This is a genomic window from Klebsiella sp. P1927, from assembly GCF_018204675.1.
GTDB lineage: Bacteria > Pseudomonadota > Gammaproteobacteria > Enterobacterales > Enterobacteriaceae > Klebsiella > Klebsiella pneumoniae.
Window position 1 is genome coordinate 328,940 of the sequence record NZ_CP073377.1, and the last position, 13,488, is coordinate 342,427.

Annotated in this window: 16 protein-coding genes and 1 pseudogene; 4 read left to right on the top strand and 13 right to left on the bottom strand. The window is 59.5% G+C overall.

Annotated elements, in window-relative coordinates; translation table 11 throughout:
* Nucleotides 1-111 precede the first annotated feature (111 nt).
* Nucleotides 112-327 (bottom strand): 30S ribosomal protein S21, encoded by a 216-nt coding sequence (rpsU, locus tag KB892_RS01750; protein ID WP_001144069.1) that lies wholly within the window; start codon nt 325-327, stop codon nt 112-114.
* Between the two features lie 237 nt (nt 328-564).
* On the opposite strand from rpsU, the gene tsaD reads away from it, so the two are divergent.
* Complete coding sequence (gene tsaD / locus KB892_RS01755) at nt 565-1,578, top strand: tRNA (adenosine(37)-N6)-threonylcarbamoyltransferase complex transferase subunit TsaD (protein WP_002916879.1); 1,014 nt, start codon at nt 565-567, stop codon at nt 1,576-1,578.
* A 44-nt stretch (nt 1,579-1,622) separates the two neighbouring features.
* Here tsaD and KB892_RS01760 read toward each other — a convergent pair whose 3' ends face one another.
* The 9 genes and pseudogenes from KB892_RS01760 to KB892_RS01800 form a co-directional block, all read right to left on the bottom strand.
* Nucleotides 1,623-3,230, bottom strand: coding sequence for a purine-cytosine permease family protein (locus tag KB892_RS01760; RefSeq protein WP_002916878.1), 1,608 nt, complete (start codon nt 3,228-3,230; stop codon nt 1,623-1,625).
* Between the two features lie 153 nt (nt 3,231-3,383).
* Nucleotides 3,384-4,001, bottom strand: coding sequence for an urease accessory protein UreG (gene ureG, locus KB892_RS01765; RefSeq protein ID WP_002916877.1), 618 nt, complete (start codon nt 3,999-4,001; stop codon nt 3,384-3,386).
* Nucleotides 4,002-4,009: 8 nt separating this feature from the next.
* On the bottom strand, nt 4,010-4,684 hold the full coding sequence (locus tag KB892_RS01770; RefSeq protein ID WP_004150924.1) for an urease accessory protein UreF: 675 nt from the start codon (nt 4,682-4,684) through the stop codon (nt 4,010-4,012).
* Nucleotide 4,685: 1 nt separating this feature from the next.
* Entirely contained in the window at nt 4,686-5,162 is a 477-nt protein-coding gene (ureE, locus tag KB892_RS01775) for an urease accessory protein UreE (protein WP_002916875.1), read from the bottom strand.
* Between the two features lie 275 nt (nt 5,163-5,437).
* Nucleotides 5,438-6,442: an IS110-like element IS5075 family transposase gene (locus KB892_RS01780; protein ID WP_000427619.1), complete on the bottom strand. Its 1,005-nt coding sequence runs from the start codon at nt 6,440-6,442 to the stop codon at nt 5,438-5,440.
* A gap of 62 nt (nt 6,443-6,504) precedes the next feature.
* Nucleotides 6,505-8,202, bottom strand: a pseudogene (gene ureC, locus KB892_RS01785) (urease subunit alpha); the annotation flags it as partial.
* Nucleotides 8,195-8,515, bottom strand: a complete 321-nt coding sequence (locus tag KB892_RS01790; RefSeq protein WP_002916872.1) for an urease subunit beta — start codon at nt 8,513-8,515, stop codon at nt 8,195-8,197. The pseudogene ureC and the gene KB892_RS01790, both read right to left, overlap by 8 nt.
* A 9-nt stretch (nt 8,516-8,524) precedes the next feature.
* Nucleotides 8,525-8,827, bottom strand: coding sequence for an urease subunit gamma (locus tag KB892_RS01795; RefSeq protein ID WP_002916871.1), 303 nt, complete (start codon nt 8,825-8,827; stop codon nt 8,525-8,527).
* A 9-nt stretch (nt 8,828-8,836) separates the two neighbouring features.
* On the bottom strand, nt 8,837-9,661 hold the full coding sequence (locus KB892_RS01800) for an urease accessory protein UreD (protein WP_002916869.1): 825 nt from the start codon (nt 9,659-9,661) through the stop codon (nt 8,837-8,839).
* On the opposite strand from KB892_RS01800, the gene KB892_RS01805 reads away from it, so the two are divergent.
* A complete protein-coding gene (locus tag KB892_RS01805; protein ID WP_004144529.1) occupies nt 9,651-9,797 on the top strand; it encodes a short-chain dehydrogenase in 147 nt (48 codons plus the stop codon). The two genes, KB892_RS01800 and KB892_RS01805, sit on opposite strands and share 11 nt — an antisense overlap.
* A gap of 10 nt (nt 9,798-9,807) precedes the next feature.
* Here KB892_RS01805 and KB892_RS01810 read toward each other — a convergent pair whose 3' ends face one another.
* Nucleotides 9,808-9,927: a hypothetical protein gene (locus tag KB892_RS01810; RefSeq protein ID WP_004217172.1), complete on the bottom strand. Its 120-nt coding sequence runs from the start codon at nt 9,925-9,927 to the stop codon at nt 9,808-9,810.
* A gap of 131 nt (nt 9,928-10,058) precedes the next feature.
* Nucleotides 10,059-10,676: a glycerol-3-phosphate 1-O-acyltransferase PlsY gene (plsY, locus tag KB892_RS01815; RefSeq protein ID WP_002916866.1), complete on the bottom strand. Its 618-nt coding sequence runs from the start codon at nt 10,674-10,676 to the stop codon at nt 10,059-10,061.
* Nucleotides 10,677-10,783: 107 nt separating this feature from the next.
* Here plsY and folB point away from each other — a divergent pair, with 107 nt between their 5' ends.
* Nucleotides 10,784-11,167, top strand: coding sequence for a bifunctional dihydroneopterin aldolase/7,8-dihydroneopterin epimerase (folB, locus tag KB892_RS01820; protein WP_004150923.1), 384 nt, complete (start codon nt 10,784-10,786; stop codon nt 11,165-11,167).
* A 198-nt stretch (nt 11,168-11,365) separates the two neighbouring features.
* Nucleotides 11,366-12,187, top strand: a complete 822-nt coding sequence (gene bacA / locus KB892_RS01825) for an undecaprenyl-diphosphate phosphatase (protein ID WP_004144532.1) — start codon at nt 11,366-11,368, stop codon at nt 12,185-12,187.
* Between the two features lie 11 nt (nt 12,188-12,198).
* On the opposite strand, the gene KB892_RS01830 is transcribed toward bacA, so the two are convergent.
* Nucleotides 12,199-13,440: a multifunctional CCA addition/repair protein gene (locus KB892_RS01830; RefSeq protein ID WP_002916864.1), complete on the bottom strand. Its 1,242-nt coding sequence runs from the start codon at nt 13,438-13,440 to the stop codon at nt 12,199-12,201.
* Nucleotides 13,441-13,488: the final 48 nt, after the last annotated feature.

The following is a 13,488-nucleotide window of genomic DNA, read 5'->3' on the forward strand; positions in this document are numbered from 1 at the left end:
AAGCCCCGTTATTTCTGATGACTATAAACGAAAATAAGCCGCGCATTCCTTTCGGAAGCACGGCCTTACAACTACAACTCGGTCTGAATTGAGAGCGTCGCTCTCAACAGATTAGTACAGACGAGTACGGCGTGCGTTTTCGCGAGCCAGTTTCTTCGCGTGACGTTTCACTGCAGAAGCTTTAGCGCGCTTACGTTCGGTAGTCGGTTTTTCATAGAACTCACGACGACGAACTTCCGCCAGAACACCTGCTTTTTCGCAGGAACGCTTGAAGCGACGCAGAGCTACGTCGAACGGCTCGTTTTCACGTACTTTAATTACCGGCATGTGCCTCTCACCTTTGATTAATTCGGTTTGCCGCTGGCCGCAATGCCAGCTTATTTCAAAATGGTGCGGAATTTTACTGCAACTACTGCTGCTTTGTAAAGCACCGGCGCCTTTTTTGAAAGGGACTTTTATAAGGGTGAGGAGTATACACGAAGAGAGCACCAGGGGTGAGCAAAGTTTTACATCGCCGGTCATTGGACCTACACTGCGCGGTATTGAAGCGAGGTAAAACAACTCATGCGTGTACTGGGCATTGAAACATCCTGCGATGAAACCGGCATCGCGATTTATGACGACCAGCAAGGTCTGTTAGCCAACCAATTGTATAGTCAGGTGAAACTGCATGCGGATTACGGCGGCGTGGTGCCGGAGCTGGCATCGCGCGACCACGTGCGCAAAACGGTGCCGCTGATCCAGGCGGCGCTGAAAGAAGCCGGTCTGACGGCGAAAGATATCGACGCCGTCGCCTATACGGCGGGTCCAGGCCTGGTCGGCGCGCTGCTGGTCGGGGCGACCGTTGGCCGGTCGCTAGCCTTCGCCTGGAACGTGCCGGCGATCCCGGTACACCATATGGAAGGGCATCTGCTGGCGCCGATGTTGGAAGATAATCCGCCGGCGTTCCCGTTCGTCGCGCTGCTGGTTTCCGGCGGCCACACCCAGTTGATTAGCGTCACCGGTATTGGTCAGTATGAACTGTTGGGCGAGTCGATTGACGATGCGGCGGGCGAAGCCTTTGATAAGACGGCGAAGCTGCTGGGACTGGATTATCCCGGCGGGCCGATGCTGTCGAAAATGGCGTCCCAGGGCACCGAAGGCCGCTTTGTCTTCCCGCGGCCGATGACCGACCGTCCGGGGCTGGACTTCAGCTTCTCCGGCCTGAAGACCTTCGCCGCCAACACCATTCGCAGCAACGGCGACGATGAGCAAACCCGCGCCGACATCGCCCGGGCGTTTGAGGATGCGGTCGTCGATACACTAATGATTAAATGTCGCCGCGCGCTGGAGCAAACCGGCTTTAAGCGTCTGGTGATGGCGGGAGGCGTGAGCGCCAACCGTACCCTGCGGGCGAAGCTGGCGGAGATGATGCAAAAACGCGGCGGCGAGGTGTTCTACGCCCGCCCTGAGTTCTGTACTGACAACGGCGCGATGATCGCCTACGCCGGCATGGTGCGTCTGCAAACCGGCGCCAAAGCCGAGCTCGGCGTGACGGTTCGCCCGCGCTGGCCGCTGGCCGAGCTGCCTGCCGCCTAACGCATCCTGAAACAGGCCGACGTCACGTCGGCCTGCCTTCCTGACTACTCCATACTTTTACACAGCGAGCAGATGGCTCCCTGATGCTTGTGCGAGTGCATCACGTCCGGGCGCTCGTACTCTTCCTCACAGCTAACGCATTGATACACGGTGGTGGAGGCGTTCCCCGCCGCGTCATAGCGCGGCTCGGCGATGCCGTCATCCACCTGCTTAATATAGTAGCGCCCGCGGGTAAGGAGCCCCATCAGCGGGGTCATGACAAAGGCAACGACCAGCGCAATCAGCGGCGAGAACGGCGCCAGCGTCGCCCCCAGCAGACCGAAGAAGGCGCAGATCGACAGCCCGGCGGCCAGACCAAAGGAGACCACGCCCACCGGGTTAACGTTGTAGATCATGCCGCGGCGATACTCCGGCTGCGCCGGCGCCAGCTTGAGCAAGCCTTTATTAAAGGAGATGTCGGTCGCCACCACCACGACCCAGGCGATAGCGAAGTTGGAGTAAAAGCCGAGGATCCACGACAGGGCGCTGAACATATCGCCTTCCATCAGCGCCAGGGCAATCGCCAGGTTGACCACCACAAAAATAATCCGTCCCGGATAGCGTTTGGTGGTGCGGGTCCAGGCGCTGGTCCACGCCAGCGAGCCGGAGTAGGCATTGGTGACGTTAATTTTGATCTGCGAGATCACCACCAGCACCACCGCCAGCGTCAGGGCCAGCCAGCCGGGCACCAGGTTATCGAAGACGCTGACGAACTGCTGCACCGGTTCGGTATTGTGCACCGCCGGGAAACGGGTCAACAGATAGAAGCCGAGGAAGGCGCCGATGATCTGTTTGATCGCCCCTAACACCACCCAGCCCGGACCGGCGGAAAAGACCGCCAGCCACCAGCTTTTACGATTCTCCGCGGTCTTAGGCGGCATAAAGCGCAGGTAATCAATTTGCTCGCCAATCTGCATGATCAGCGACAGGCATACCCCAGCGCCGAGCATGATGGCGGTAATATCCACCGTCGACGCGCTGTTTTTACCGGCGAAATGCAGGAAGCCGTCCACCAGCTGCGGATCTTTGACAATCAGCCACACCACCGGCACCACCATCAGCACCAGCCACAGCGGCGTGGTCCACACCTGCAGGCGGGTCAGGGCTTTCATGCCATAGACCACCAGCGGGAGCACCATCAGGGTGGCGATCAGATATCCCATCCACAGCGGGATCCCGAGGCCCACCAGCAGGCCCTGGGCCATGATCGAGCCTTCGAGGGCGAAGAAGATAAAGGTGAAGCCGGCAAAAATAATGCTGGTGATCACCGAGCCGAAATAGCCGAAGCCAGCGCTGCGGGTGATCAGGTCAAGGTCAATGTTGTAGCGCGCGGCGGTGATCGCCAGCGGAATGCCGGTGAGGAAGATCACCAGCGCCGCCACCAGGATCGAATAGATGGCGTTGCTGGTGCCCCAGGCCATACCGATGCTGGCGCCGATGGAAAAGTCGGCCAGATAGGCGATGCCGCCCAGCGCGGTGACCGCGACGACGCCCGGACCCCAGCGGCGGAAGCTCAGCGGGGCGTAACGTAAGGTGTAATCTTCTAAGGTTTCCCGGGTACCGGAAGTCCGCGTTGTCGCGGGTAATTCAGGGTTAAGATCCAGTGATGACATAGTCATTCCTTAATGGTTAGGCATGACTTGAATTAGCAAACCTTATGCCATATTGCAGGGCAGGCGTGGCGCGGAGGTGGAGGCAGGATGATATAAAGAGAGAGCAGAGGCTGCACCATCCGGACGCGCTTGCGCCCGGCTGGTGCAACAGGCCTATTTGCCAAGCATGCCTTTGTCTTCGAGGAAGGCGATAATGGTGCTCAGGCCGTCGCCCTGCTTCAGATTGGTGAAGGTCCATGGGCGATCGCCGCGCATACGCTGGGTATCGCTCGCCATCACCTCCAGCGACGCGCCCACATAGGGGGCAAGGTCGGTTTTATTGATCACCAGGAAATCGGATTTGGTGATCCCCGGTCCGCCTTTGCGCGGGATCTTCTCCCCTTCGGCCACATCGATGACGTAGATGGTCAGATCCGCCAGCTCCGGGCTGAAGGTGGCGCTCAGGTTATCGCCGCCGCTTTCCACGAAGATAAGGTCGAGGTTACCGAACTTTTCACTCAGCGCTTCCACGGCGGCGAGGTTCATTGAGGCATCTTCGCGGATCGCCGTATGCGGGCAGCCGCCGGTTTCCACACCGACGATGCGTTCAGGCGCCAGCGCGCCCGCTTCGGTGAGGATGCGCTGATCTTCTTTGGTATAGATGTCGTTAGTGACCACCGCCAGCTGCCAGGTATCGCGCATCGCTTTACACAGCGCTTCCAGCAGAGCGGTTTTACCGGAGCCGACCGGGCCGCCGACGCCGACGCGCAGCGGGTGTTTATAAGAGTTCATGGCTTCTCCTAGGAACGGAATAATCGAGAGTATTGGGTTTCATGCCGGGCAGAGGCGATGGCGGCGAGCGGGGTGGCCGATCCGATATCGCCGTCCGGCGCGGCCAGCGCGCGGGGCATCTCGGCCGCGTAGTGGTCACAAAGACGTAAAATCAGCTGCTGGGCGGCCTGCTGGCCGAAGGGGACCAGCTTGACGCCGGCCATCACGGCGCTCTCAATCCAGCTATAGCCCAGGCTGAGGGCCATCTCGGGCAGGGCGATACGCCAGCGCACGCCGAGCCAGGCCATCCCGGCGAGCTGGCTTTGCTGGCACAGGGAGCGCCACGGCGGCGGACAGTCCGGCTGCCAGTCGCTCAGCAGACGGGCAAACGCCGCGCCGCGGTTGCGCTCTTCCTCCCGCAGTTCACGAGTTTCCCGGCAGGCCAGCAGATAGGCGGTCCAGCGCTGGGCCGCAGCGATATCGCCTTGTTCGCAGGCGCGGTACAGGCGGGCGAACAGCGGCAGGTCAACGGTAAAAAAGCCTTCCGTCATCTGGCGTCGCTGCCAGCGCTCGAAGGCCGCGACGTCCAGCACCCAGCCGGCTTCCACAGCCCACTCCAGCCCCTGGGACCAGCTGTAACCCCCTACCGGCAGGTTGCTGCTGGCCAGCTGCATCAGCCGCAGGCGTTGTTCCGCTGTCGACATGCTAGTGGCTGTGAGCGTGGTGGTCATGATGAGCATGATGATGACCGTGGCTCTCGCTGGCGTAAGCGCCGGCTTCCGGCTCGAACGGCAGCTGGCCAAAGGTCACCGTCAGGCCGAACTGGCGCAGCATATCGTCCAGCACGTGATCGTGATGGTAGCGCAGCTCGCCCGGCATAATCTGCAGCGGCACGTGACGGTTGCCGAGGTGGTAGCAGGCCTTCGCCAGCATAAAAGGATCGTCGCAGCGCACTACCGACACCCCTTCATCAGCGGCAATCACCTGCACAAACTCGGTGCCTTCTTCGTTGCTGAGCACATCGCCGCCGCGCAGCAGCAGGCCGCGGGGCAGCAGCAGGCCGGCTTCCCGGCCATCGTTGAGGGTGACCTTAACCCGGCTTTTGACGCGAACATCAATCGGCAGCGTAACGCTGGCGGTCGCGGCGGCGGGGATCTCCAGACGTTGAGTTAAATAAAGCATCCGCTCTCCTTAAAACAGAATCTATGGTCACTCCCGTTTTTGCAACACCGATTTTGACGACAAGTTGGCTTGCTTGAATCTATCCGGCGTCTGAATGGGATTTTATTCCCGCGCCTCGATGAGTTCCGCGCCTGATGAACCTCCAGAAAATATACGGCTTCAATGAGCCTTTCCGTTTTACAGGTTCCTCAACAGGCCGGTGGGCCGTTAGTATCATCAATATCAGTATTCGCAAAACCAGATGAATGATTGTTTAAACTGGTGTATTTCTGCCTTTATGCTTCGTAAGTTTGCTGTCGCGCCGTCAGTGCCCAGGCTATTCTGGCCAGCTTGTTTGCCAGAGCACAGGTGACGACAAAGTTGCTTTTCCGACACAACAACTCCCTGACCCAGTCGGCCAACTTGCCAGACTGGTGTTCCAGTTTTTGTATGAATACCCTGGCACACTGAACCAACAAAGTTCGGATCTTTTTGTTGCCCCGCTTGCTAATCCCTAACAATGTCGTCCGACCTCCCGTGCTGTACTGTCGGGGTACCAGCCCTGTTGCCGCCGCAAAGTCACGGCTGCTGGCGTACTGCTTCCCGTCGCCAATCTCAGTTGAAATAGTACTGGCAGTCAGCGTTCCAACGCAGGGAATACTCAGCAAGCGCTGTCCAACCTCATCTTCGTCCAACTTTCGTTTCAACTGAGATTCCAGATCTTTAATCTGCTCAACAAGATAGTGATAATGCTGTTGTAATTTCAGCAGTAACTGGCTGAGATAAAGAGGCAAACTACTGTCCTCAAGAAGGGTACTCAGTCGACTAATAACGGCAGCACCTCGCGGAACGCTGATACCAAATTCCAGCAGAAAAGCATGCATCTGATTAGTTGTTTTCACCTTATCCTGAACCAGGGATTCACGGACACGATGCAGAGCTCGCATTGCCTGCTGAGATTCGGTTCTGGGCTGCACGAAACGCATAGATGGACGTGATGCTGCTTCACAGATAGCTTCAGCATCAACGAAGTCATTTTTGTTGCTTTTAACGAATGGGCGGACAAATTGCGGTGATATCAGCTTTGGAAAATGCCCTAACTCTTCCAGCTTGCGTGCCATAAAGTGAGAACCGCCACAGGCTTCCATCGCGATGGTTGTTGCCGGGCATGTCGCCAGAAATTCGATTAGCTTTGGTCGGGTGAATTTTTTACGGTAAACGGCCTTCCCACGATGATCCTGACAATGAATATGGAAAGAGTTCTTACCCAGATCGATACCAATAAGCGCAATGTTTTCCATGATGGTTCTCCGAATGAAAGCCTGTCCTCAGCATAGTACTGGGAAGGAGGGAGTGACCATCTCATTAAATATCGTTGCGCCATCGGCAGAACGTCTGCCGGCTCGCTGGTGATAAGTTCGCCATCCACCCGCACCTCATAGGTCTGGGCGTCGACGGTGATGTTAGGCTGCAGGCTGTTGTGCACCATGTCGGCTTTCTGCACCGTACGGCAGCCTTTCACCACGGCGATCGCGCTGCGCAGGTTCAGCCGCTCGGCAACGCCATTGGCTGCCGCCGCCTGCGACAGGAAGGTGAGGCGGCAGTGATGGCGGGCGCTGCCCAGCGCGCCAAACATCGGGCGGTAGTGCACCGGCTGCGGGGTCGGAATAGAGGCATTGATATCGCCCATCGGCGCGATGGCGATCATGCCGCCTTTGATCACGGTGGCCGGTTTCACGCCGAAGAAGGCTGGTGACCAGACCACGAGGTCAGCCAGCTTACCCACCTCAATGGATCCGACTTCGTGTGCGATGCCGTGGGTCAGCGCCGGGTTGATGGTGTATTTGGCGATGTAGCGCTTCACGCGGAAGTTGTCGTTATCCCCGGTCTCCTCCGCCAGCGCTCCGCGCTGCACCTTCATGCGATGCGCCACCTGCCAGGTGCGGAGAATCACTTCCCCGACGCGGCCCATGGCCTGCGAATCGGAGGAGGTGAGCGAGAAGGCGCCGAGATCGTGCAGCACGTCTTCCGCAGCGATGGTTTCCCGGCGAATGCGCGACTCGGCAAAGGCCACGTCCTCAGCGATGTCCGGGTCCAGATGGTGGCAGACCATCAGCATATCGAGATGTTCATCGATGGTGTTGAGGGTGTAGGGCAGCGTTGGGTTGGTGGACGACGGCAAAATGTTCGGGTGGGCGCAGGCGGTGATGATGTCTGGCGCATGGCCGCCGCCGGCCCCTTCGGTATGGAAGGTGTGGATGGTGCGCCCGCCGATGGCGGCGAGGGTGTCTTCCACAAAACCGGATTCATTCAGGGTGTCGCTGTGCAGGGCGACCTGGATGTCCATTTCATCGGCGACGGTTAACGCACAATCGATCGCCGCCGGGGTGGCGCCCCAGTCCTCATGGATCTTCAGGCCAATAACGCCCGCCGCCACCTGCTCGCGCAGGGCATCCGGCTGAGAAACGTTGCCCTTGCCCAGCAGGCCGATATTGACCGGCAGGCTGTCGGCCGCCTGCAGCATGCGTGAGATATACCACGGGCCCGGGGTGCAGGTGGTGGCATGGGTGCCCGCGGCCGGGCCGGTGCCGCCGCCGACCATGGTGGTCACGCCGGAGACCAGCGCCTCTTCCGCCTGCTGCGGACAGATCCAGTGAATATGGGTATCGATCCCGCCGGCGGTGACAATTTTTCCTTCGGCGGCAATCACTTCCGTCGAGGCACCGATGGGGATGGTGACGTTGGGCTGGATGTCGGGGTTACCGGCTTTGCCGATGGCGAAGATCCGGCCGTCCTTCACGCCGATATCGGCCTTAACGATCCCCCAGTGATCGACGATCAACGCGTTGGTGAGCACCAGGTCGACACAGTCGGCGGCCAGCATCTGCCCCTGGCCCATGCCGTCGCGGATCACTTTGCCGCCGCCGAATTTGACCTCTTCCCCGTAGGTGGTCAGATCGTCCTCCACCTCGATCCACAGCTCGGTATCCGCCAGGCGCACCTTGTCGCCGACGGTGGGGCCGAACATATCGGCATAGGCCTGGCGTGAAATATTACTCATCGTTTACCTCCAGAGGGCCCATGACCTCGCCGCGGAAGCCGAAGACGGCGCGGTGACCGGCGAAGGCCACCAGCTCGACCTCGCGTTTCTGGCCGGGTTCAAAGCGTACCGCCGTGCCCGCCGGGATATTCAGGCGATAGCCGGCGGCCTGCTGACGGTCGAACTTCAGCGCCGGGTTAACCTCGGCGAAATGGTAGTGCGAACCGACCTGAATCGGCCGATCGCCGTGGTTCTCAACGACCACGCGACAGGTTGCCCGGCCGGTATTCAGGGCTATCTGACCGGGCTTAACGTGATATTCACCGGGGATCATGGCGCTACCTCAGATAATCGGGTTGTGAACGGTGACCAGCTTCGAGCCGTCCGGGAAGGTGGCTTCGACCTGGATATCCGGGATCATTTCCGGGACGCCCTCCATCACCTGCTCGCGGGTCAGGACATGACGGCCTTCCTCCATCAGCGAGGCCACGCTTTTGCCGTCCCGAGCGCCTTCCATAATAAAGGCGCTGATCAGGGCCACGGACTCCGGATAGTTGAGCTTCAGGCCGCGGGCCAGGCGACGCTCCGCCACCAGCGCGGCGGTAAACAGCAACAGCTTGTCTTTTTCTCGGGGGGTCAGTTCCATAACGTTCTCTTAAGTCAGCCAGATTCGGGGAAGTACGGGAGATTTACCGGTGAGATGAGGGCGCAGAAACTGCCATACGTCGCGCATCACCCGCTGGCAAATCAGATTATCGTCACTGAGGAAACGCACCGTCAGCAGGCGGTCGGTCAGGCTGGCGCCGGCGTAGAGGCCGAGCGGCGCCAGCGCGTCGCGCACCCCGTCGAGCAGGGCATCGGTAGCCGGATAGCACAGCAAAGTGCCGACCCAGGGACGTTCGGCGACGCTGGAGAGCTCTCCCTCCTGCAGCTGCAGGCGCTCGACCAGCAGCGGCTCATCGTCCACCCATACCTCCAGCCGGTTGCTGAGGGTGCCGTGGCTGAAGGTTTCGCCAATCACCGGGCGGCCAAGGCAGAGCAGATCCCAGGCCAGCAGCCTGCTGGAGGCGCAAAGATGAAAGGTAGTAAACAGCCGGGCATTCGCCCCGGGAAAGAAGATGGCATCCTGCGGGAGCCACTCCAGGGTCGCCTGCGGGGCAAGGGTCAACTGCTGGCGAACTAGCGCTTGCGCGCCGCTGCTGCGGTAAAACTTGCTGGCGCCAGGCATGGTTATCAGCGTATGGCAGCCGGGGGCAAGGTGCGCGCTAATTGTCAGCTCATCACCGCCGACGATGCCGCCGGGCGGGTGAAGCAGATAGAGGTGACAGGTCTCTTCTTCCGGGTAAAACGGGCGCTGGACGGTCAGCGGGCCGACGTGTTGGGCGCTGGCGAGAACGGTCTTGCCGCCGGCCTGGTGAAAGCGGAGATCCAGCGTAGCCTGCCAGCCTTTTTTGAGTGGTGGTAACACGGTGCCGTGCAATGTTGCGCCCCTGCAAAATCAAGATAAAACAGCAGCAATGAGTATTGATCGGCGGGAGTTTATCCCGGTCATACGAAACGCTTATGTCATCCGTAACCCGGAGCGTCGCGACGGGCGCGAGGGGAAAGCGGCATAACCGCTCCGGATTATTCACCCGGATAATCTTTGCCGTCAATATCCTGATCCGCAGCCTGGGCGCGGCGGAAAAGGCGGCGGATCGGGTTGCGCTGCGCCGCCAGCCGCCAGCGCAACTTTTGCCTTTCCATGCTGCTAACGTATTGTTACAAAAGGGGGAGGCGGCGATGATCGCCTTTGATGGCGAGGAGGCGTAAAAGGGCGGATGAAAGGCGCGATTAGCGCAGGGGAGTTCCCCGGCTGGCGGAGCCGGGAGGGGAGATTACTTCTGCTCTGGCGTTTTTTTCTTCTTCACGCGGGTCCAGATTTTGCTCTCCTGGCGGCGCCACAGACGCTGAATGTTGTCGTGATGGCGCAGGAGGATCAGGCAGGAGAGCATCGACACCGGAAAGGTGTACTGCGGTTTGAACCACCAGACGTAGAACGGGGCGATCAGCGCGCTGACGATAGCGCCCAGGGAAGAGTAACCGCTGAGCAGGATGGTCAGCAGCCAGGTCCCGGCCATCACCCCGGTCAGATCGAGCCCGATGGGGGCGATAGCGCCGAAGGCCGTGGCGACGCCTTTACCGCCGCGGAAATGAAAGAAGACTGGCCAGATATGGCCCACGCAGGCGGCAATCGCCACTAACCCCAGCCAGAACGACGTAAGGCCCAGCGCCCAGGCGCCCCACACCGGGAGCATGCCCTTCAGCACATCAAAAATAAGTACCGCTACGGCCGCCCCTTTTCCGCCAATTCGTAGTACGTTAGTGGCCCCGGGGTTGCCTGAGCCGCTGTCGCGTGGGTCGGGCAGGCCAGCAAGGCGACATACCAGAATGGCGCTGGAAATGGAGCCGCAGAGGTAGGCGAGGAGTACCAGTCCAGGCGCGATTGCACTCATAACGCTGTTCCGTTTTGAAAATGTCGTTGTATTCTCTGCATCTGTGGATAATACGCATAATTCGCCGGAAGTGGTATCCGGTTTAGCTAAAAAGCAGGCAGGGCGTGATGGATATTGTATTTATAGAGCAACTTTCGGTAATCACCACCATCGGTGTTTATGACTGGGAACAAACCATTGAGCAGAAGCTGGTGTTCGATATCGAAATTGCATGGGATAACCGCAAGGCGGCCGCCAGCGATGATGTCAGCGATTGCCTCAGCTATGCTGATATCAGCGAGCGCGTGATCGCGCATGTGGAGGGGGGGAAATTTGCGTTAGTGGAGCGGGTGGCGGAAGAGGTGGCCGACCTGCTGCTGGAAACATTCCAGTCGCCATGGGTGCGCATAAAAGTCAGCAAACCTGGCGCCGTGGCTCGCGCGGCAAACGTCGGGGTGATTATTGAACGTGGCCTTAATCTGAAACAAAACTTTTCAGGTCATACTTGTTAAACAAATTGCGTTTATACCGGTCATAGCATCCGGTCATCAGGCAATTTTACTGGCGATGTCCTTCCAGAACGGTGGACGAATCCGTGTGTACTTACTGTACGCTGCGGATTACGCGCGCTCTGGCAGCCGGGTTGTGCCTGTTGAACGATACCGTGTTCCTGGTTTTTTTCATTTTACTTTTTTAAAGGGTTTAATTGGATGAGCGATATACACTCGCTGCTGGTGGCGGCAATATTGGGTGTGGTTGAGGGTTTGACAGAGTTTTTACCTGTTTCCAGTACCGGTCATATGATTATTGTTGGTCACCTGCTGGGGTTTGAAGGTGATACCGCAAATACCTTTGAAGTGGTGATTCAGTTAGGTTCGATACTCGCCGTGGTGGTGATGTTCTGGCGTCGCCTGTTCGGCCTGATCGGCATCCATTTCGGGAAACCGCCGGCGCATGAAGGCCAGGGCAGCGGCCGTTTGTCGCTTATCCATATCCTTCTCGGCATGATCCCCGCGGTGGTGATGGGGCTGATTTTCCATGACACCATTAAATCCTTGTTTAACCCGGTGAACGTGATGTACGCCCTGATTGTCGGCGGCGTATTGCTGATTGCAGCGGAAGTGCTGAAGCCGAAACAGCCGCGCGCGGTCGGGATTGACGATATGACCTACCGTCAGGCGTTCGTCATCGGCTGCTTTCAGTGCCTGGCGCTGTGGCCAGGTTTCTCCCGCTCGGGGGCGACTATCTCCGGCGGCATGCTGATGGGCGTCAGCCGCTATGCGGCCTCGGAGTTCTCTTTCCTGCTGGCGGTACCGATGATGATGGGCGCCACCGTGCTGGACGTCTACAAGAGCATCGGCTTCCTGAACATGGGCGATGTCCCGATGTTCGCCGTCGGCTTCGTGATGGCGTTTATCGTGGCGCTGATTGCGATTAAAACCTTCCTGCAGCTGATCAAACGGATCTCGTTCATTCCGTTCGCTATCTACCGCTTTATCGTCGCGGCAGCGGTGTACGTGGTCTTCTTCTAAGGCCTGCGCCCTCAGCCTTGCGGCTGGGGGCAACGCTGTTCCTTCCACTGCGCTACCGCCGCAATTCTCCGCCGCGTCAGCTCCTCGCGAATTTCCGCCCCTTTAAAGCCCGCCGCCACGACCTCTTTAGTGGAGACCGACTGCGCCACTTCCCAGGCCTCCAGCAGCAGGCGCCCCTGCGGGTAATCGCTGGCCTCGAAACCGGTGCGTCCGCGGACGTCGGCTTCGCTGGTGAGCGCGATCTGCTGCACGCGCTGCGGTTTGCGCCACGCGTCAATGCTGTCGAAGAGTTTGACAAGGGTTTTCGGCTGCAGAATTGGCAGGGTGTGGATTAGGTCATGGTACTCCGCCACCAGTTTCGCGAGATCGCGGATATCGTTCGGCACCCGCAGACGCGCGCAGAGCTGCTCCACCAGCTTGACTCCCGCCGGACCATGGCCGTGGTGACGCGGCCAGAGCGCCTTCGGCGTCAGCCCTTTGCCGAGGTCATGGCACAGGGTGGCGAAACGTACGTCGACATCCGGCGACAGCATCGCGGCCATCGTGACGGTCATCAGGGTGTGCAGGCCGGTGTCGATTTCCGGATGCCATTTCGCCGGGGCCGGCACGCCGTACAGGGCGTCAATCTCCGGGAACAGCACCTTGAGGGCCTGACAGTCGCGCAGCGTCTGGAAAAAGACCTGCGGGTTGCGAGTAGTTAATGCGCTTTCCGTCTCTTTCCACACCCGCTCCGGCGTTAAATGCGCCAGCTCGCCGGCCTCAACCATCGCGGCCATCAGGGCCTGAGTCTCTTCGGCAATGCGAAAACCGAGGTGGGCGTAGCGGGCGGCAAAGCGCGCGACGCGCAGCACGCGCAGCGGATCTTCACTAAACGCGGGAGAGACATGGCGCAGCAGGCGCTGACGGAGATCGTTCTGTCCGCCGTAGGGGTCGATAATTGCGCCGTCGGCATCCTGGGCGAGGGCGTTGACCGTCAGGTCGCGGCGCAGCAGATCGGCTTCGAGGGTGACGTCCGGGGCGGCATAGCAGGTAAAACCGGTATAGCCCGCGCCGGATTTGCGCTCGGTGCGGGCCAGGGCATACTCTTCCCGGCTTTGCGGATGGAGGAACACGGGAAAATCGCGGCCTACCTGTTGATAGCCCGCGTCTAGCATCTGTTGCGGGGTGGCGCCCACCACCACCCAGTCTCGGTCTTTGACCGGCAGCCCTAGCAGCGCGTCACGCACCGCGCCACCGACCAGATAACTCTTCACGCCTGATTCTCCCGTATCCGTTTTTCGCAAGATGATACGTAAGTCTGG